Genomic DNA, 19,733 nt, shown 5'->3' on the forward strand with positions numbered 1-19,733 from the left:
ATGTGCGGAATTGCCGGAATCGTGGCCCCGGACTGGGGGGCTGAACGCATTGAAACAAACCTGCGCGCCATGCTCGGGGCCATCGCGCACCGCGGCCCGGATCATGAGGGCGTGCATGTTGTGAACGGTGCGGGCATCGGCATGCGCAGGCTCAGCATCATCGATCTGGCCGGGGGACTGCAACCCATGTTTTCCCCGGACGGCCGTCAGGCCATGGTTTTCAACGGGGAAATATACAATTACCGGGAACTGCGGGACGAGTTGCGGGCGTTGGGCCACGAGTTTTCCACGCAAAGCGACAGCGAGGTCCTGCTGCGCGGCTACAGCCAGTGGGGCAGCGACGTGGTGGACCGCCTGAACGGCATGTTCGCCTTTGCAGTCCATGACCGCGAAAGCGGCGCATTGCTGCTGGCCCGCGATCATTTCGGCATCAAGCCGCTTTATACCATCCGTACTTCCGACAGCTTCGCCTTTTGCTCGGAGCCGGGGCCGCTGCTGTCGCTGCCGGGCGCTCCCCGCACACTGGACCGGGAAGCCCTTGCCGAGTTTCTGGCCTACAAATACGTTGCCGCGCCCCGGACTTTTGTTGCGGGCATGGAGAAACTGCCCGCGGCCAGCCTCGTGGAGGTGGATCGCAATGGCAGGCTCGGCGCATACCGGCGTTTCTGGAGCCTGCGGTCCAAAGAGAATGCCGACGTCGAGCATCTGGAAGAACATTTCAATGACGCGGTATCCCGGCAGCTGGTCAGCGACGTGCCCGTGGGCGTGTTTCTGAGCGGCGGCATCGACAGCGGCCTGCTGGCCTGGGCAGCATCACGGGCCGAGTCATCGGTGTTCGACGGCGGCTATACTGTGGGTTTCGAGGAACGGGATTTCGATGAAAGCGGCTTGGCCGCCCAAACCGCCGAACATCTGGGCATCCGCCACATTCTTACCCGGCTGGACTCGCCGGATGCCGCCATGCTCGATACGTGGGTGGCGCGGTATCAGGAGCCTTTCGCCAACGTCAGCGTTCCTGCCAATTTCCTGATCAGCGAGTGGGCCGGAAAGAACGTGCGGGTCGTGCTCAACGGCTCGGGCGCGGATGAGCTCTTTGCGGGCTACGATCGTTATCTGGCCGTGAACCCTCCTGCCTCGTTGCGTGCCCTGCACGGCCTTGCGCCCCTGCTGCGGCCCGTTTTCGACATGCTCCCGGCCGGACAGGGCAAGCGTTCGCTGGTGCACCGCGCGCGCCGTTACCTTGCCGGGTGCTCGCTTTCGCCGTGCGCCCGCCACGCCAACAGCGTGGCCCTGTTCACCCGCGCCGAGGCCCGGCAAATCGCCCCGGAATTGTCCGGGTGTCGTGATTTCGTGCTCGACGCATGCCGGGAATCAACCCATTCCGGCCGGTTGGAAAGCGCCATATGGGCGGATGTGAACACCATGTTGCCGGATGACTATCTCACGCTGGTGGACAGGACCAGCATGGCCGCTTCACTGGAAGTGCGCGTGCCGTTTCTGGACGTGGAATTTGCCGAATATGCGTTTTCGCTTCCGGCCGAATGCAAGATGCGCGCATGGGAGAAAAAGGTCGCGCTCCGGGATTTGGCAGAGCGGGCCCTGCCGCAACAGATTGTGCAACAGCCGAAAATGGGCTTCGAATCTCCGGTGGGCAGTTGGTTCAGCGGTGGGCTGGGCAAGAAATTGCTGGAAAAAGCCACGGCCTCGACGTTTGCCCCCCTGTTCGACCACAATGCGATACGCGCTCTTGTCCAGTCCCATGAGCAGGGGCGGGTTGATGCTTCCAAGCAACTGCTCGCGCTTTACACCCTGTTTGCGTGGGGCGAAGAATACGGCATCGGCCTGTAAGCGGAGGGAACATGAGAATATCCTTTGTTTCCCATGAATATCCGCCTTTGGGAGGCGGGGCGTCCACCGCCCTGGAGCAGACTGCCTCGCGCCTTGCGGCGGCTGGTCACGACGTGCAGGTGGTGACCGTGGGTACCGGGTGGAAAACCGTGTGCGAACGCACGGATTCCGGCATGGAGATCGTGCGCATGGGCGTGGGCAGGACCCGCATTCTGGCCCCCGGCACAAAGGAATTGCTGGCCTCGTGTTTTGGCCTGCGTTTCATGGCTTTCCGGCATCTCCGGCGTTTTCGGCCGGAATGCATGTGTGCGTTTTTCGCTTTTCCCGCCGGGTACGCCATGATCCGTGCGGCAAAACGGCTCAATGTTCCCCTGCTGGTATCCTTGCGCGGCTCGGATGTGCCGGGTTTTTCCGGTGAACGGCTGGGAATTTTCGGCAAGGTGTTGCCATGGTTTTTCCGCACCGCGACCCGTGCCGCCGCACTGGTGGTGCCCAACGGCAGGCGGCTGGCCGAGCTGGCCGCGCCCCATGCGGGGCAGGCCGCCGTGCACGTTTTGCCCAATGGCGTGGATACCGATGTCTTTCATCCATCAGCCTCCCCCCGTCAGGACTCCGTGGTCCGCATCCTTTTCGTGGGGCAGTTCATTGCCCGAAAGCGGTGTCGCGAACTACTGGAGGCCCTGGCCGCGCTGCCGGATCACGGTCCGGCCATGGAAGTGGGGCTTGCCGGAGGCGGGCCGCTGGAACCGGAGTTGCAATCCCTTGCGGCACGCGCCCCCGAAAGGGTGCGGGTGCGTTTTCTGGGGCTGACCGACCGGGACCACATGCCCGATGTGTACCGGAATCATGATCTGCTGGTTCAGATATCGCGGTCCGAAGGGGTTTCCAACGTTGTGCTGGAAGGGCTGGCGAGCGGTCTTGCCGTTCTTGCGGCGCCCGAGGCCGTGGACGGCTGTCTTGACGGTGCCGGCGGCATTGAGCGGTTGGAGCGCTTCGATCCCCGGACGCTCGGCTCGGTTCTCGACCGTCTGGCCGGGGACAGGGCGCGTCTGGCCGCATTGCAGTCCGAAGCCCGCGCAAGTTCTTCGCAATTGGGATGGGGGGCGCGCATAGCCGAATTCGAGCGTATCGCGTCTCGGGCCGTTTCCGATTTCTCCCGTTCATGATTGGTTTTCCCTTGCAATGCGAAGAGCGACCCCGCCGCGCAACAACGGCCGGATCGCTCCTCAGGGGTGTGTGAGTGACAATGTTTACACGGTGGCCGCAGCCTTGTTCAGGGCCATGCGCACCTTGTCCTTGAGTTCCGAAAGATCAACGGATTTGACCACGTAGTAGTCGGCGGCAATGGACTTGAGGTCGTGCTGGAACGAATCGTAGGCCGTGGAGAGGATCACCGGAATGACCGGGTCCTTGGCCCGGATTTCCTGAAGCAGGTCCAGACCCGACCTGTTGACGCCCAGTTTGATGTCAAGGATGACTATGGTCGGGTTTTCCCGGCCGATGACTTCGAGGATGTCCTCTTCGCCGTCCGAAGTGGCCACTTCATACCCGTCGGCTTCCAGCTCTTCGCGGTACAGCATGCGAATGTGCTTTTCATCATCGACGACAAGTATTTTCTGTTGGGTCATGTCCTTCTCCTTGCACTGGTAATACTCGACTCAACGATACAGGACATTTTCCTTTTCGGTCAACACGTGTGTGCTTTTTTTTGAATGTTTTCGGTCCGGGGGGTGATAGGTGTGTTTGCATGACGTTAATTACCTATCAAAACAGGGGAATTGTCGCGCTTGAACAAAGAGTCCGGCCGGTATACCGTGCCGTTGCCCGCCGGGAATTGAAGAATCCTGCGGCAAAGGAGTAACCAGATGATACATGTTCGACTGGAGCCCGAGGCAAAAGACATCGAGCTTCACCGCATCAAGACCGTGCTCGGCCTGCTGAACCGGCTTGAGCTCCGGCCCACCATGGCGCTGGTGGTGCGCGACGGCTGCCTGCTGACCCCGGACAGGCGCTTGTACAACGAAGACCGCGTGCTGGTGCGTACCGTCACCAGTGCGGGCTAGGAGGCGGCCATGAAGTGCAAACGCTGCAAGGCACCGGCCGTGGTGGCCCTGCCCAGCCACAACACCGCCTTTTGCGAGGAATGTTTCTACCTCTTTTTCACCAAGCAGGTGGCCACGGCCATCCGCCGCCAGAAGATGTTCGGGTTCGAGGACCGCATCCTCGTGGCCCTTTCCGGGGGCAAGGATTCCCTGACATTGATGCTGGAGCTGGCGTTGCAGGGCTACGACGTGACCGGCCTGCATATTGATCTGGGCATCGGCGAATCCTCGGTGCGGGCACGCGCCAAGGTGGAGGCCTTTTGCGAAAAGCATTCCCTGAACCTGCGCGTGCTGGAAACCGCGTCCGTGGGGCTGGCCATGCCGGACGTCAAAAAATACATCAAGCGGCCGGTCTGCTCGGTGTGCGGCAAGGTCAAGCGATACTATTTCAACAGGATAGCGCGCGAGGAAGGGTTCGACGTGCTGGCCACGGGCCACAATCTGGACGACGAGGCCGCGCGTCTGTTCGCCAACACCCTGCGCTGGGATTCCAGCTATCTTTCGGATCAGGGACCGAGCCTGCCGTCTGCCGAGGGCTTTGTGCGCAAGGTCAAGCCTCTGTACCGACTGACCGAGTTCGAGACCGCCAACTACGCTTTTCTCAAGGGTATCGAGATCCATTCCGATCCCTGCCCGTACAGTCAGGGAGCCAGTTTCACCGGCCACAAACAGTTACTTGGCGAGCTGGAACACCGCAGCCCGGGCAGCAAGTTCGCGTTTTACGACGGATTTCTGCGCAATGGCCGCCCGGCCTTCGAGCTGTTGGAAAAGGAACAGGGCGACGAGCTGGCCCCGTGCCGCGAGTGCGGTTCGCCCACGTCCACGGAATTGTGCGGCGTGTGCCGCGTGCGCATGGCCGTGCGCGAGAAAAAGGCCGAGGCTGGGGAGTCCGCATGAACCGCCCCCGGGTGAGCGTGACCATGCCGTGCTACAACTGCGCGGGCACGGTGACCGAAGCGCTCGATTCCCTGTTGGCCCAGACCATGGACGAGTTCGAGATCGTGGCCGTGGACGACGGGTCCGACGACGAGACCCCGCACATACTGGGCGAGTATGCGCGCCGCTTCGGGCGCGTGCGCTGGGAACGCATGGAACACGGCGGCGTGGTGGCGGCGGCCAACCGCGCCATCGCGCAGAGCCGGGGCGAGTACGTGGCGCGCATGGACGCGGACGATATCGCCCTGCCGGAACGTCTGGCCGCGCAGGCCGCATTGCTGGACAGTTCACCCGACGTGGGGCTGGCCGGATGCCTTGTGCGCTTCGGCGGCAGCCGCACCCGCTGTGCAGGATACGCCCGCTACGTGGACTGGACCAACACCGTGCTCGATCATGAGTCCATCAGCCTGAACCGATTCGTGGAGTTTCCGGTGCCCAATCCCTCCATCATGGTGCGCCGCGAGTGCCTTGAGGAATTCGGCCCGTACCGGGAAGGGGATTTCCCCGAGGACTATGAGCTGTTGCTGCGCTGGCTGGAAAAGGGCGTGCGCATGGCCAAGGTTCCCCGCGAGTTGCTGGTCTGGAACGACCCGCCCGAGCGCCTTTCCCGCAATCATCCCAAGTACGACATGGAGTCCTTCTACCGGGTCAAGGCCCGCTATCTTGCCCGTTGGCTGGAGCGCAATAATCCACATCACCCGGTGGTGCATGTGCTGGGGGCCGGACGCACCACGCGCAAGCGCGCGGACATGCTGTTGGAGCACGGCATTCGTTTTGCCGCGTATCATGATCTGGACCCGCGCAAGATCGGTCATGTGGTCAACGGGGTGCCCGTGTTGCACCGGGACGAGATCCCAGAGCCGGACCGCTGTTTCTGCCTTTCCTACGTGGCCAGCGTGGGCGCGCGGGACGACATTGCCGATTTTCTGGGCAAGCACGGGCATGAGCCGGGTCGGAACTGGCTGGCCGTGGCCTGACCACGGGCTTGCCCGGCGCGTCTATTCGGGCGTATGACAGAGCATGCTTGAACACGTGGCACACCTCAAACCGCGCAGCCCGCTCCGGGCCGGGGCGCTTTCCCTGCTGGCTCCGGGGCTGGGGCAACTCTACAATGGACAGTGGCGCAAGGCCCTGTTCTTTTTCCTGATTGAATATCTGCTGTGCGCATGGCTGGTGTCCCGGTTCGCAACCTTTGCGGGCATGATGCAGGGCCTGGCGGGCATCGTCTTGTTTCTGGGCGCAGCCGTGGGCGACGCAGCCCTGAGCGCGCGCAGGCGGCAGGCCTATGTGCTGCGGTCGTTCAACCGGGGCTGGATCTATGTTGCGGTGCTGACCTTCGGGATATTGGCCACGCTGGGCATGGATTGGCTGCTGGGCAACAATCTCTACCAGACCTTCAAGGTGCCTTCCCCGTCCATGGAGCCGACGCTCGTTCCGGGCGACCGCTTCATGGGGGCCGTGCTTGATGCGGACGAGCCTCTGCTGCGCGGCGACGTGGTGGTGTTTCATCCCCCGGGCAGGGACGGAATCTGGTACGTGAAGCGGGTGGTGGGGTTGCCGGGTGAGACCGTGCGCGTGACGCACGGGCATGTGCGCATAGACGGCGTTGATCTGGCCGAGCCCTATGCTGCGTATGAAGAGGGCGTTGCCGACAGCGGGGATTCCGATGAACAGGTGCGCCTGCTTGACGTCGGCGAATACTGGCTCATGGGTGACAATCGCGGCCATTCCATGGATTCGAGAGTATTCGGGCCGGTGGGCCGGGAACGCATGGGCTACCGTGCGTTGTATCTTTACTGGGCCGGGGATTCCGGGCTGTTCCCGGGGTCGGGTGCGCGTTTGGGCATTCGGCTGGACTGATCGTCCTTGATTTCTCCCACAACCAGCAACCCGTCGGCCATGTTGATGCTTGCCGGAACCACTTCCTGTATGTCCAGAGCTTCCATGTAGCCGAGCACAAGAATCAGGTTGGTGATCTGCACGTTGGCAAAATCGCCGCCAATGGCTCCGTCCGTCATGCCGAACCGATGGTCCAGCGCATCGCGGACCTGATCCGCGGTATATTTTTGCGGGGCGGACGGATCGTTTTTGTCCCAGGGTTTGCCCAGTATCTGTCCCATGATGCTGATAGCGTGCACCGGACCAATGCCGATGACCGTGGCGTCATGGGCGTGGATGTGCCGTTTCATTGCTTCGGATGTGGATGTGTCGGCCAGCCAGCGGGCGTGACGCAGCGCCTTTTGCACATCCGAATAGCTCATGGGGTTGGGGCTTTGGCGAAAGGCCAGATTTTCGTGCTGAATTTCTTCGATGACGTAGTTCTTGAATCCCACCGAGGCCTGTGTGCCCAGCGAATAGAGGCGGCTGCCGTTTCGTGCTCTGGCTGCCAGTTGTATGGTTGCCGCACCGATGTCCCAGACAACCATGGAACGGGCGGGAATATCAAAGTGCTGGCGTGCGGCCTCGAATCCGAGGCAGGCCTGCTGTTCCTGGGTTATGATCACGGCGGGGATGCCCAGCGTTTCGCGGATGGTACGGAAGTATTCCCGGCCGTTGGAGGCCTCATGGAATGCCTGCGTGCCCACGGCTGCAAATTGGGTTGCGCCCAGCTCTCGGCTCTTGGCCACGAAGTCGCGCAGGATGTTCATGCCTTCGGCGGCAACGGATGGTGCAATACGTTTGGCCGGGTCGCGGGCAATGCTTTCCTTGAAGTCCGCCTTGCGCCACATCTGTTCCACTATATGGACGATTTTCCCATTTTTTGTATCAACATCCGCCACTTTGCACTTGATGGACCCGGAGCCGATATCCAGCGCTGCCCGGCGCGTCAGGTTGTTGCCGCGGAGCAGATAAAAACCCGTGCCGGCCAGCAGTATGGCCAGCAGAGTGATGAGTATCAGGCGCCGGGACGTTTTCATGGTACGACAATAGAGCGAGAATGAGTTTTCGTCCAACTGGTTATTTTCTGTTTTTTGGGCTGGCGTCTTTTTTTTCGTAGGAGCGGTAGGTATTGCGGTTGCGGCGGATCTGGTACTTGTGCACGGCCCGGTTGTGTTCGGCCAGCGTGGCACTGAAATGGTGCGTGCCGTCACCCTTGGCCACGAAGTACAGGTAGTTGTGCGGTTCGGGGTCGAGGACCGCCCGCAGGGAGTCCAGCCCGGGCGAACAGATGGGGCCCGGGGGCAGCCCCGGGTGCATATACGTATTGTAGGGGTTCGTTTTGTCCTTGAGATGGCTGCGGCGCAGGTTGCCGTCAAAGTCCGGCCCCAGTCCGTAGATGATGGTGGGGTCGGTCTGCAGGAGCATGCCGCGCTTGAGCCGGTTGGCGAACACCCCGGCAATGCGTCGGCGCTCGGAAGCCTTGCCGGTTTCCTTTTCAACGAGCGAGGCCAGGATCACGGCCTTGTGGATTTTTGTGCGTGGGGGCAGACCTGCGGGCCATGCCTTGGCTGCCTCGGCAAAGAATTGGTCCAGCATGGTGGCCACCATGACCTTTGCCCTGTCCCGGGCAGGCGGAGAGATCAGGTATGTCTCCGGGAACAGGTAGCCCTCGACGCTGTCCGCCGGGATGCCGTATCGCTGCAGCAGGTCCCTGTCGTGCACGGCGGCGTCGAACTCCTGCACCGTGCCCATGTCGGCACGCGCGGCTATGCGGGCGGTCTGCCACCAGTTCAGCCCTTCGCGGAAGCCGATGCGTTTCATGATGCCGGGCGTGGATGTCAGTTCGGTGAGAACGGCATCCGGCAGCCAGCTCGTGTTGAGCCGGAATTGCCCGGCCCGCGCCGATTGGGATTTGCCCTGCCGCACGGCGAGGGCGAGAAACCGGCGGGTGTCGGTGATGATGTTCTGTTTTTTCAGGTTGCGGGCGATTGTGGACAGGGGTTGCCCCTTGCTGACGCGGAAGAGTACGTCGTGCCCGGCCTGTTCGGGCGGCACCGTCAGAAAACGGTGCTCACGCCACGCTTCCAGCCCAACGTGGGTTCCGGCTGCCACAGCGGCCAGCCCCAACAGGATGAGTATGATGATCAGTGTGCGCTTTCGAGCCATGAGCGGAGTATGATTGTGGCAGCCTGACTGTCCAGGGCCTGCTTGCGTTTTTTTCCGTATACGCCTGCCATGTCCAGTTCCTCTTCGGCCTGTGCCGAGGTCAGGCGTTCATCCCAGAGGTGTACGGGGATTTCCGTGCGCCGGGTCAGGCTCTCGGCAAAGTTGCGGGCCTGCCGGGTGGTCAGGGTGTCCTCGCCGTCCAGTGACAGCGGCAGTCCCACCACCACGGCTTCTATTTTTTCATTGTGAATGATTTCGAGAATTTCGTCAAAAAGTGCCTGGCGCGATGTGCGTTGGATGGTGACCAGCGGCGAGCAGAGCGTTTCCGTGGGATCGCACACGGCCAGTCCCACGCGCTTGATGCCGAAATCGATGCCCAGCGCACGCACGGCTACTCCGAAACCGAGCCCCGGCGTTCCACACTGCCGAGCAGGGAAGCCAGTTCGCGTTTCCACTTGTCGCCGCCCACGCAGCGGGCCAGATATTCCACGGTGTGCAGCACCGGATTGTGGCGTCGGATTTCCATGAGTCCGCGGCTGATGCCCATCTTGCAGGACGGACAGCCCACCACCACCGGGCGGTTGCGGTCCGTGCCCAGATCGCTTTGCAGCTGTTGTTCCTTGCGGGCGCGCAGGCGGTTGTATATGTCCGGGCTGGTCAGCGCGCCGAGGCCGGATTCGCCGCAGCAGCCGGGAGAAAGCTCCACGCGTGCGCCGGTCATTTCTGCCAGCGCGCTGCGGTATTGTTCCGGGGCCTTGTTCTTGGCCGTGCCCACCCATTCCGCATGGCAGGCCGCATGGTAGAGCACGTCGCCCGGGCAGTCCACAGGTCCCACGCGTTCCATGAGGAACTGCATGGCGTCCAGATGGCGCATGGGGTCCACCAACTCCTGAGAAAAGTCATAGGATTCCAGCGATTCCCGGCAGGTGCCGCAGGCGGTGAGCAGGGTGGTGGCCTTGAGGCCCGCCTTGCCGGTCATGACCAGCGTGTCCAGCAGGTCCTGCACATTGCGGTGGCGGTTGGTCTTGTAGGCCTCTTCGCAACCGCTGGCCAGCAAGGGATAGCCGCAGCACATGTGCTTGTGCGGCAGCACCACGTTCACGCCCGCCTTGAGCAGCAGATACACGGTGGCCATGCCGATCTCGTGCGAGAATATGCTGGCCCCGCAGCCCGGGAAATACAGCACCGTGTCTTCGGGCGCGGCGCCACGCACCTTGAGCACGTTGCCCTTTTCCAGATGCAGGCTTTCGGAAAGGTTGTGGAAGTCGATTTGCGGACCCGGCTTGAACATGGGGCTTTTCAGCTTCCTGCGCCAGCGCGCCGGGATCAATGTGGCACTGCGGTTGACCATGGTCTGGCCGATGGAAAGCACCTTGGCCGTTGCCGGCAGGCGGCGGGACGGGTCCACAGCCATTTTTTCCAGCACCAGCTTCTTGACCGGATGGCCGGATTTGCCCTTGTAGTCCAGAAAGGCGCGCATGGACAGGGCCGCTCCGGCCGAATCGATCTTGACCGGACAAACGGCCATGCATTTGCCGCAGGCCGTGCAGTGTTCCATGAGGTCGCGCAGCCGGGCCATGAGGTCGTGGGCGGGCTGGCCGGTCTGGATCTGCGAATAGTAGATGGCCTCGATGAGCGCGCCGAGGCTGATGTTCTTGTTGCGGGGGTGGAACATGAGTCCCTTTTGCGGGAAATACATGGGGCAGACCTGCTTGCACTTGCCGCAGCGCGTGCAGGTCTGGATGTTGCGCAAAAGGTGCATGAGTTCTTCACGGTCCTTGAGGGCCGTGGCGTCCAGCGCCTTGATCAGACGGTTGAACGAAAAGGTGAACGGCTCGCAGGGCAGTTGGCGACTGGTGAGCTTGCCCGGATTGAGGATGTTCTTCGGGTCCACCTGCGCCTTGAATTCGGCCAGCGCCTTGATTTTTTCCTCGCCGAGAAAGGCGATCTTGGTGATGCCGATGCCGTGTTCGCCCGAAACCTCGCCCTTGAGCTCCTTGACCTTGCGGAACACTTCGTCCGCGGCCTCGTGGGCCTGCGCCAGCATTTCCGGGTCGTTGGAGTTCACGGGCAGGTTCACGTGGCTGTTGCCGTCGCCCGCGTGCATGTGGCTGGCGATGACCACCCGCTTGGCCTGCATGCGTTCCCACAGGGCCTTTATCTCGCGGTCCTGCTTGGGGTAGGTGTCGCGCAATTTGGCAAAGAGCAGGCGGCATTGGCCCTCCTGCTCCTGATCCGAAATGGCGCGGAAGTCGATGTCCCCTTTCAGGATTTTCCGGGCGCGGTCCAAGGCCTCGTTCAGGTCCGGGTCTTCCGGGTCGATGCCGGGAAGCTCGCGTACCAGATGCAGGGTGGAGCGGTATATCTTGGCCAGATATTTCAGGTTCAGGTCTTCGAGGAAATCCGAAAACTCCGGCACCACGTTCAGGGGGATGACAACGTCCTCGTTGATCTTGAATCCCGAGGTGCGTTTGGAGATGGCCGAGAGCTTGTGGCGGTCTTCCCAGAAGAGTTCGGCTTCCTTGTCGTCACGGGCCATGAAGATGTCCACGCCTTCGTGATTTTCGGCCAGCGAAACAATGGTCTGTGCGGCCTCGTCCAGCGCGTCTTCGTGGTCGGAATCGAGCTGGAGGATGATCACGGAAATGGGGTCGCCCGCATATTGTTCGGATTTGGTCTTGTACTCGATGGCCTGCACGTATTTGGGGCCGAACTCCTCAAGCGCGGAAATTTTTACCAGATCGCCCTGTTCCCGGATGGTGTCGCGCAGGGCCACAACATCCTTGATGACCAGCATGGCGTTGCGCATGGAGCGGCCGAAGAATTCGAGGCAGAGCACCCGGGAGTGCGACAGGGCGTCGTGGCAGATGAAGGTGGCTTCGGTGAAGATGCCGTCCACGCCTTCCTTTTGCACGCCCGGCAGGCCGCCAAGATACTTGTTGGAAACATCCTTGCCCAGCCCCTTGGCGCGCACTTCGGTGTCGCCGAGATCGACGGTGCGTATCAGCTGGCCATTTTCGTCGTACACGTCGAATATGGCCCGCTCGCCCGGAAAGATCTTGTGGCGCGGGTGGTCGCGGCGGCGGACCTCGATGATGCTCGCGTCCGGGGTGACCATGCGGTAGCTCAGGATGTTGTCGATGGTGGTTCCGTATTCGAAACAGAACGGCCCGCCCGCGTTTTCCGAAAGGTTGCCGCCGAGGCTGGAACCGGCCTTGGAGGCCGGGTCGACGGTGAACAGCAGGCCCTGTTCGGCAGCAGCCTTGGTGGCGTTGAGCGTCAGCACGCCGGTCTGGGCCGTGAGGGTCTTGTTGTCGGGGTCGATGTCCTTGATGCGTTTGAAGCGGCTCATGGAGAGGATGACGCAACGCTGACGAGCGGGAATGGCGCCGCCGGTCAGGCCGGTGCCGCCTCCACGCGGAATCACGCCGAAGCCCATCTCCGCGGCCAGCCGCACAACGTTGCGGACGTGTTCTTCCTCGGTGGGAAAAACCACCAGCATGGGCAGTTCCATGCGCAGGTCCGTGGCGTCCGTGGCGGATTCGATGATGCAGTTGGGTTCGTTGCCAATGTTTTCGTCGGGCATGAAGGATCTGAGGCGTTTGACCAGTTGCTCGCGGAACACGGCGTCCGCATCGAACTGCCGCCAGAATTCCTGAATGGCTGCGGAGATGATCTTGGGATATTCGCCGGACATGAGCGGCTTGGACATGTTCAACCGACGCTCCACGCTGGTGCGCACCAGCTCGGGGTCGATGAACGGGTTGTAGCGGACCAGAAAGAGTTCGGCGGCCAGATTGGTTGCCAGTTGCCGCACGTTTTCCGGCCAGCTGGAGAATCCCTGCATGTCCACCATGCCGAAAACACGGGACATGAGTTGTTCGTCGGAAATCGAAATATGGGGTCCGAGCTGTGCCATGAAAGCAGAATATCCTTGGGCCGTGAGGCCCTGTTTGTCTTGTTTTCGCGAAGACAGGAAATATAGGTCTGGCGTGTTCCGTTGGCAAGGGTAAAAAAAATGAAATTGTAATTATTTGTTTTTGCTAGGTAAAATTATTATTATGGCGAATGTTTCACAATATGTTTCGCATAACGCAGACATGGCTGTCCAAGGCATGGGAAATGATGCCGGAAACGGTGTGAAACAGTGTTTCGCAGCCTAATTTTTTCGAGTTGCCGAACTCTGGACAGCGCGCCCGTGCGGGGCTATGTAGCTTCTCTCGTCACCCGCCAACCCGAAACCGGGAGTGAATATCGTGAATACTTCGGATTTTGCCAGCCTCAAGCTGTTTATCACCGGGCCGACGCTGGTCCGCGAAGAGACCCGTCAGGCCGCGTCCCTGCCCGAATTCGGGCACCGCGACAAGGAAAACGACAAGCGGTGCGCGCCCATCATGGAGCATCTGCGCGCTCTGGCCGGTGTGCATGATGAATACGAGGTCTGCCTGATCAACGGTTCCGGTTCCACGGCGTTGGAGGCCTCGGTCCGTTCGCTGGTGCGCGATGACGAGACCGTGCTCAACATTTCCGTGGGCGCGTTCGGCGACCTGTATCACAACATCGCGGTGAACAACGGCAAGCGGGCCGTGCAACTGCGGTTCGACAACGGCCGCGCCATGGACGCGGAGCGTGTGCGTGCCGCCCTTGAGGAGCATGTCCCGGCCGTGGTGACCATGACCCACAACGAGACCAGCACGGGCGTGACCAACGACATCGAATCCATCTGTTCGCTGGTGCGTGAATACGGCGCCTTGCCGCTGGTGGACGGGGTTTCCATTTTCGGGGGCACGGACATCGGCCTGCTTTCCGCCCGGCCCGCCATGTATGTGACCGCCACCCAGAAATGTTTGGCCCTGCCTGCAGGGTTCGGCATCGCCTTTGTCGCGCCGGAAGCAGTGACCAAGGCCGAGACCGTGCCTGTGCGCGGCCATTCCTCGGACATCCTGCGTCAGCTCGTTTCTGCCCGCAAGAACCAGATGCTGACCACGCCCAACACCACGCTGCTGAACCAGATGGCCGTGCAGCTCGACTACATCGTCAATACCGAGGGCATCGAGGCCCGGTTCGCCCGCCATGCGGCCATGCGTGATCAGGTGCATGCGTGGGTGGAAAAACAGGACGGTTTCGACCTTTTTGCGCAGCAGGGCTATCGTTCTCCGGTGCTGACCACGGTGCGCGCGCCCGAGTCCGTGGGATTCGACGCGCTCAAGAACGACCTCAAGGAACGCATGCGTGCCCGGGGCTATCTGTTCGACCCGGGCTATGGCAAGCTCAATACGCAAATGCGCGAGGCGGGCGAGCGGCCCATCTTCCGCATCGGGCATATGGGTGACATCACCCCGGAGCTGCTGGCCGAATATCTGGATGAATTGGGCGAGGAACTGGCCCGCCTGTGATTCTTTCATGATGGCTCTCGCCTTCATGAAACATGGAGGCTGACAAGTCATACCCCTAACGCCAGAAAACTGCGCCCGGCCCGCGAAAGCGGGCCGGGCGCAGCGCCAAAAAGTTTTGGAGATTCCAAAGAACCTTTTTCAAAAGGTTCTTTGGCCGCCGGAGGTATTCGGCCTCGTAAACAGGCCGAATCAATCGTCCAAACGGCCCAACGCCAGCAACCGCTGTCCCCATGCGGCCTGTCCCAGTGAGATGCAGCCGTCGTTGGGCGAAACCCGTGTGTGGCTCAGCACCTGCAATCCTTGCATTTCCAGCGCGAGCGGCAGTTCCGAGGCCATGGTCAGGTTCTGCATGACCCCACCCGAGAGCGCCACATGCTCCACGCCCAGCACCTCGGCAAAGGCGGCGGCCATGTTCGTCAGCCCGTTGATCAGCCCCAGATGGAACCGCCGGGCAATGCGCCCGATGTCCTCGTTGCGTTCAAGGTCTTCCAACACGCCGAGCACCAGTTGCATGGTGTCCAGCACGGCGGGCTGGTCGTCGGTGGTCAGCGGGCAGTCATAGGCCCCGCATTCGTCCATGTCCTGCGCGCGTTCCAGACGGATGGCGGCCTGCCCTTCGTAGCTGATGGCGTTGGCCAGCCCCATGAGCGCGGCCACACCGTCGAACAGGCGGCCGCAGCTTGAGGTCAGTGGCGAATTGATGCCGCGTTCCAGCAGTTGCGGCAACAGCCGGGACTGGGTTTCGAATTCGTCCAGCCACGGCCATCGGTAATTTGTCGGTTCCTTTCGATCCAGCCCGTGCAGCATGGCTTGGGCAATGCGCCACGGTTCGCGCACCGCGGCCTCGCCGCCCGGAAGCGGGATGTGCGCGAAACGGGCCATGCGTTCGTGTTCCAGCGATTCATTGTCCACGTACAGGCATTCCCCGCCCCAGATGGTTTTGTCCTCGCCGTAGCCCGTGCCGTCCAGCGCAAGGCCGATAACCGGACCGCTGAACTTGTTTTCGGCCAGCACCGCATGGATGTGCGCATAGTGGTGCTGCAGGGCGCGGGCCGGGATGCCGCGCTGCTCGGCCAGTTGCCGCGCCGTGGTGGTGGTGGCGTAGTCGGGGTGCAGGTCGTGCACGATCAGCTCGGGCGAGACCTGCAGGATGGATTCGAGATGTTCGAGGATTTCGCCGTGAAAACCGTGCACCGAAAGGTTTTCCATGTCGCCGATGTGCTGGGAGGGAAAGGCCTGATCCTTTTTGGTCAGGGTCAGGGTGCATTTCAGTTCCGGCCCGGTCCCCAGCACGGTGGGACCATCGTGGGGCAGGAACACGGGCGAGGGCGTGAACCCGCGCGCCCGGCGCATGAACAGCGGCTTGCCCGTGGCCGGGTTCATGCGCACCACCGAGTCGTCGCAGCGGATCAGGATGTCCCGGTCGTGCAGCAGGAAAATGTCCGCAATGCCGTGCAGGCGTTCGAGGGCCTCGCGGTTGCCCAGACAGATGGGCTCGGAGCTCATGTTGCCCGAGGTCATGACCAGCGCGGGCGTGTTGCCTGTGGCCGCGTACAGTTCCAGCAGGATGTTGTGCAGGGGCGTGTAGGGCAGCATTATGCCGATGAAATTCGTATCCGGGGCGATGGATGGCGCAAGGGAGGAGGCGTGGCCTGTTTTGGCGGCCAGCACGATGGGGCGCTGTATGCCGGAAAGTTGTTCTTCCTCCTCCGGGGTCAGGGCTGCGATTGTTCGTGCGGTGGCAGTGTCCGGCACCATCACGGCCAGCGGCTTGTCCGGCCGGTTCTTGCGGGTGCGCAGGGTTTGCACAGCCTGTTCGTTGCAGGCGTCGCAGACCAGATGGAATCCGCCCAGTCCCTTGACCGCAGCGACCTTTCCGGCGGCAAGTTCAAAGGCCAGCCGTTCAAGGGCCTCCTGCCGCTCGGCTGTTGTTTCCCCGCTTTCGTCCGTGAGCCACACATGCGGCCCGCATTCGGGGCAGGCGTTGGGCTGGGCGTGAAAGCGGCGGTCCAGCGGGTTTTCGTATTCCTCGCGGCAGTCCGGGCAGAGCTCGAAGCAGGCCATGGACGTGGCCGGGCGGTCATAGGGGATGCTGCGGGTGATGGTGTAGCGCGGGCCGCAGTTGGTGCAGTTGGTGAACGGGTAGCGGTAGCGCGGGTTTTGCGGGTCGTGCATGTCCGCGAGGCAGTCCTCGCAGGTGGCCACGTCCGGGCTGATGAGCACGCTGTTGCCCTGTCCGGCCGTGCTGTGCAGGATGGAAAATTCTGTTTCGTCCTCCAGCGCGGCGACGTCTTCCTGCTCCAGCGTTACGATGCGCGCCAGCGGCGGCAGCTTGGCCGTGAGGTCTTCCCCGAAAGCCTGAACCCGTGCGGACTGTGACTGCACCTCGATGATCACGCCTTCGGGCGAGTTGCGCACTGTGCCGGTGACGCTGTTTTCCAAGGCGATGCGGAACACGAACGGGCGGAAGCCCACGCCCTGTACCTGACCGGTGATTGTGTATCTGCGGCGTGTTACGGACATGCGGAAGTTGTAGCCTTGCTGCGGGGTTGTGGCAAGGGTTCGCTGCGGTCGGAAATGATTCAGGTCTTTTGGAAAAACGCCAGCAGGCTTTTGAGGCGGCCCCGGATCAGTCGCAGCGGCTCGAAACGTATCGGGTCCAGTTCGGTGGGAATCGCGAAACCGTGCGCGTCGAAGTCCTGTGGTTTTTCCAGCGGAAAGTGGATCGCTGCCGGATCAGAGCCGGGCAGTTGCCGTTTTGTTGCCTCGGCCCACAGGGGAACGTCCATTGTCGCAAGGCCCAACAGCGAATATATGGCCGTGTCCAGTGCAACCGGCGATTCGGATGCGCCCAGAAGGCCGAGATCGAACGGCCTGCCGTGGATGGGCCCTTCCTCGTGCATGGGGCGCACGCCGTCCAGCACGGTCAGCACTGGCGGCAATGCCAAGGGCAGGTCCATGACCATTTCCCGGAACAGGTTGCCTCTGTTGCCCAGAGTGTTGTGGGAGACAGCCTTGCGAAAACCCGTGACGCAGCCGAACAGGTTCTTGACCGCACAGGTGACGCGCATCTGGCAATGCGCCTTGAGGCGCGGAATGTTTACGATGATATCCGCATCCAGCGCTGAAGAGGAAATGCCCATGGTGCAGCCGCAGGGCAGGGCGGTGGGGCGCGGGGTGCCGAGGCTGTGCACACGCAGGCCCAGTGGCTTGAGGGCCGTGTCCAGTCCGGCGGCGCGGGCCACGCGGGATGCCGGACCGAATGCCGGGGAGTCCGCCACGGTCACGTGTTCGCCGTTGTTCAGCAGATGGGTGCACACCGCGCGCACCACCAGCGGATGCGTGCATGAGAGCCCGGCATTTGCGGCGGATACCAGATTGGGCTTGACCAACACCCGGCGCCCGACAGCGGGTTCATACCCGGCCTCCTTCATGAGCAGGGCCACGGTGGCGGGCAGCAGGGTGGATTCGTATTCCAGCATCCGGGCAAGGGCGACTGTGGGCATCATCCATTGCTGTGTACGTTTTTCCCCGTGCCCTGTGCAAGCCCATGCTTGCATAATTTCCTTTGAACGGAGATAGTCGGACCATGGTTGACAGCATGATTTGTTTGAAAAATGCCTCTGTGACCCGCTCGGGCGAGCATCTGTTGCGCGCCATCGACTGGACGCTTGAACGCGGGGAGCACTGGGCCGTGTGCGGGGCCAACGGCTCGGGAAAAACCACGTTTCTCCGGCTGCTTCGCGGTGAAATCGCACCGGATGCGGACGGCGAGCGCAGTTACGATTTTGGCGACGGCGTGCAGGAGACCGTGGTCGGCCTGCGCCACAGGATTGGCGTGGTTTCACCGGATTTGCAGGATTTTTACGTGCTGCACGGCGGCAGGGCCACGGGGCGCGAGATCGTGTTGGCCGGATTTTTCGATACGCCGCTTTTGTACGAGACTCCTTCCGTGAAGCAGGAGGTGGCGGCCGAAGACGTTTTTCGCACCCTGAACATGCGGGGACTGGCGGCAATGACTGCCGAAAGCATGTCCACGGGCCAGTTGCGCAAGGTGCTCATCGCCCGTTCGCTGGCGCTCAAGCCGGACGTGCTCCTGCTGGACGAATGTCTGGAAGGGCTGGACTCGGGCGCACGCGAGTCGGTTCTTGCCCTGGTGGAAGAAGCCGCGAACATGACCACATTGGTGGTGGCCGCGCATCATGCCGCAGACGTGCCCGAGGCCGTGCGGCGTGTGCTGACGCTGGAGCGGGGCGAGATCGTACGCATGGGTGGCCGCGAGAACCTGTCCGGACTGGACATGGAGCCGGACACGGCCAATGCCTGCCTGATGCCGCCCGCGGCGAACGAAAAGCACGCCGAAGATGTGCCCTACCTGTTTCGGATTCGCAATGCGGACGTGGTCATGGAAGGCGTGCATGTGTTGCAGCATATCGACTGGGAGATGTTTCCCGGCGAGAATTGGGCGGTGCTGGGCGAAAACGGTGCGGGCAAGACCACGCTTTTGCGTCTTTTGCTCAGCGAGGTGGCCCCCTATGCCGAGCAGGGCAGCATCCAATGGTTCGGCGGTGCGCCCTTCGACACGGTGCGTCCGGGCATCGGGCTGGTTTCACAGGAATTTCAGGCCCGTTTCGCCCGCGAACTGGGTTGGGAAATCTCCGTGCTCGACACGGTGCTTTCCGGGTTTCGCGGCTGCATAGGCCGTTTGGAGGATCCCGAGCCGGGCGAGCTGGAAAAGGCGCGGGCCTGCCTGGCCATGGTCGGGCTGGAACACATGGAAGAGCGCACCCTGCGTTCCCTTTCCTATGGCCAGCAACGTCGGGTGTTCATTGCCCGGGCCGTGGGCTTCGGTCCGAGGCTGCTCATTCTGGATGAACCGCTTTCCGGCCTGGATGCGCACACGCGTTCCGAAATGCTGCCGCTTCTGGAAAAGCTGGCGGAATCCGGCACGCCCTTGGTGCTGGTCACGCACCATCGGGACCAGATGATACCGGCGTTGAATCGGGTACTGATCATGGACGGCGGACGCATCGTTTTTTCCGGCCCGCGAGAGCAATGGGAAAAGGAATTTCCCAAGTGACGCGGCTGGCCCTTATCGTCCTTGCCTTGAAGGGGGCGGGGCCGTATGCTTGAGGCAGCAACCCATTCTTTTTTGGAGGAGTGACCGTGCGGCATGAGGGAGAAGTGAGCTGGTTCAACGAGCGCAAGGGGTTCGGCTTCATCACCGATGACGACGGGCTGGAGCTTTTCGTGCATTACACGGAAATAACCCGCAACGGGTTCCAGACCCTCAAGCCCGGCGAGCGCGTTTCTTTCGAGATCACGGACGTGGAGCGCGGTCCCCGGGCCGTGGACGTGCGCATCCCCGGCGAAAAGACGCACGGCTCCTTTCTCTGATCCCTTA

General features: G+C 62.0%; 16 protein-coding genes. 9 read left to right on the plus strand and 7 right to left on the minus strand.

The genetic code is table 11. The annotated features are described in order from the left end of the window. Window positions 1–1,848: an asparagine synthase (glutamine-hydrolyzing) gene (gene asnB / locus F8A88_RS06410; RefSeq protein ID WP_151150316.1), complete on the plus strand. Its 1,848-nt coding sequence runs from the start codon at window positions 1–3 to the stop codon at window positions 1,846–1,848. 11 nt (window positions 1,849–1,859) lie between these two features. After that, window positions 1,860–3,014 carry a glycosyltransferase family 4 protein gene (locus F8A88_RS06415; protein WP_151150317.1) on the plus strand — a complete coding sequence of 385 codons (1,155 nt, stop codon included), beginning with the start codon at window positions 1,860–1,862 and terminating at the stop codon, window positions 3,012–3,014. An 84-nt stretch (window positions 3,015–3,098) separates the two neighbouring features. Here F8A88_RS06415 and F8A88_RS06420 read toward each other — a convergent pair whose 3' ends face one another. Further along, on the minus strand, window positions 3,099–3,476 hold the full coding sequence (locus F8A88_RS06420; RefSeq protein WP_151150318.1) for a response regulator: 378 nt from the start codon (window positions 3,474–3,476) through the stop codon (window positions 3,099–3,101). 237 nt (window positions 3,477–3,713) lie between these two features. Here F8A88_RS06420 and F8A88_RS06425 point away from each other — a divergent pair, with 237 nt between their 5' ends. From F8A88_RS06425 to lepB, 4 genes are read left to right on the plus strand one after another with little or no spacing between them, the layout of a single operon-like run. Further along, window positions 3,714–3,911, plus strand: a complete 198-nt coding sequence (locus tag F8A88_RS06425; RefSeq protein ID WP_151150319.1) for a ubiquitin family protein — start codon at window positions 3,714–3,716, stop codon at window positions 3,909–3,911. 9 nt (window positions 3,912–3,920) lie between these two features. Then, window positions 3,921–4,847 carry a TIGR00269 family protein gene (locus F8A88_RS06430; RefSeq protein WP_151150320.1) on the plus strand — a complete coding sequence of 309 codons (927 nt, stop codon included), beginning with the start codon at window positions 3,921–3,923 and terminating at the stop codon, window positions 4,845–4,847. Beyond that, complete coding sequence (locus tag F8A88_RS06435) at window positions 4,844–5,863, plus strand: glycosyltransferase family 2 protein (RefSeq protein WP_151150321.1); 1,020 nt, start codon at window positions 4,844–4,846, stop codon at window positions 5,861–5,863. Before F8A88_RS06430 ends, F8A88_RS06435 begins: the two co-directional genes overlap by 4 nt. 43 nt (window positions 5,864–5,906) lie before the next feature. Beyond that, on the plus strand, window positions 5,907–6,746 hold the full coding sequence (gene lepB / locus F8A88_RS06440; RefSeq protein ID WP_151150322.1) for a signal peptidase I: 840 nt from the start codon (window positions 5,907–5,909) through the stop codon (window positions 6,744–6,746). Here the strand turns inward: lepB and F8A88_RS06445 are convergent. From F8A88_RS06445 to F8A88_RS06460, 4 genes are read right to left on the minus strand one after another with little or no spacing between them, the layout of a single operon-like run. After that, window positions 6,680–7,804 carry a Ppx/GppA phosphatase family protein gene (locus tag F8A88_RS06445; protein WP_151150323.1) on the minus strand — a complete coding sequence of 375 codons (1,125 nt, stop codon included), beginning with the start codon at window positions 7,802–7,804 and terminating at the stop codon, window positions 6,680–6,682. The genes lepB and F8A88_RS06445 overlap by 67 nt on opposite strands. A gap of 40 nt (window positions 7,805–7,844) precedes the next feature. Then, entirely contained in the window at window positions 7,845–8,933 is a 1,089-nt protein-coding gene (gene mltG / locus F8A88_RS06450) for an endolytic transglycosylase MltG (protein WP_151150324.1), read from the minus strand. Continuing rightward, window positions 8,912–9,322, minus strand: coding sequence for a Holliday junction resolvase RuvX (ruvX, locus tag F8A88_RS06455; protein ID WP_151150325.1), 411 nt, complete (start codon window positions 9,320–9,322; stop codon window positions 8,912–8,914). The genes mltG and ruvX overlap by 22 nt, the downstream gene beginning before the upstream one ends. 2 nt (window positions 9,323–9,324) lie before the next feature. Further along, window positions 9,325–12,852 carry an FAD-binding and (Fe-S)-binding domain-containing protein gene (locus F8A88_RS06460; RefSeq protein ID WP_151150326.1) on the minus strand — a complete coding sequence of 1,176 codons (3,528 nt, stop codon included), beginning with the start codon at window positions 12,850–12,852 and terminating at the stop codon, window positions 9,325–9,327. Between the two features lie 337 nt (window positions 12,853–13,189). Here F8A88_RS06460 and F8A88_RS06465 point away from each other — a divergent pair, with 337 nt between their 5' ends. Beyond that, window positions 13,190–14,329 (plus strand): pyridoxal-phosphate-dependent aminotransferase family protein, encoded by a 1,140-nt coding sequence (locus F8A88_RS06465; RefSeq protein ID WP_151150327.1) that lies wholly within the window; start codon window positions 13,190–13,192, stop codon window positions 14,327–14,329. 189 nt (window positions 14,330–14,518) lie between these two features. On the opposite strand, the gene hypF is transcribed toward F8A88_RS06465, so the two are convergent. Continuing rightward, window positions 14,519–16,852, minus strand: coding sequence for a carbamoyltransferase HypF (hypF, locus tag F8A88_RS06470; RefSeq protein ID WP_151150328.1), 2,334 nt, complete (start codon window positions 16,850–16,852; stop codon window positions 14,519–14,521). 59 nt (window positions 16,853–16,911) lie between these two features. Further along, the gene (locus F8A88_RS06475; protein WP_241667373.1) at window positions 16,912–17,835 is read right to left on the minus strand and encodes a DUF362 domain-containing protein; all 924 of its coding nucleotides are present in this window, start codon (window positions 17,833–17,835) and stop codon (window positions 16,912–16,914) included. A gap of 83 nt (window positions 17,836–17,918) precedes the next feature. On the opposite strand from F8A88_RS06475, the gene F8A88_RS06480 reads away from it, so the two are divergent. Together F8A88_RS06480 and F8A88_RS06485 are read left to right on the plus strand one after the other, a co-directional pair. Further along, window positions 17,919–19,409 carry an ABC transporter ATP-binding protein gene (locus tag F8A88_RS06480; RefSeq protein ID WP_151150330.1) on the plus strand — a complete coding sequence of 497 codons (1,491 nt, stop codon included), beginning with the start codon at window positions 17,919–17,921 and terminating at the stop codon, window positions 19,407–19,409. An 86-nt stretch (window positions 19,410–19,495) separates the two neighbouring features. Continuing rightward, window positions 19,496–19,726: a cold shock domain-containing protein gene (locus tag F8A88_RS06485; protein WP_151150331.1), complete on the plus strand. Its 231-nt coding sequence runs from the start codon at window positions 19,496–19,498 to the stop codon at window positions 19,724–19,726. The last annotated feature ends 7 nt before the right edge of the window (window positions 19,727–19,733 follow it).

The organism is Pseudodesulfovibrio senegalensis (genome assembly GCF_008830225.1).
GTDB lineage: Bacteria > Desulfobacterota > Desulfovibrionia > Desulfovibrionales > Desulfovibrionaceae > Pseudodesulfovibrio > Pseudodesulfovibrio senegalensis.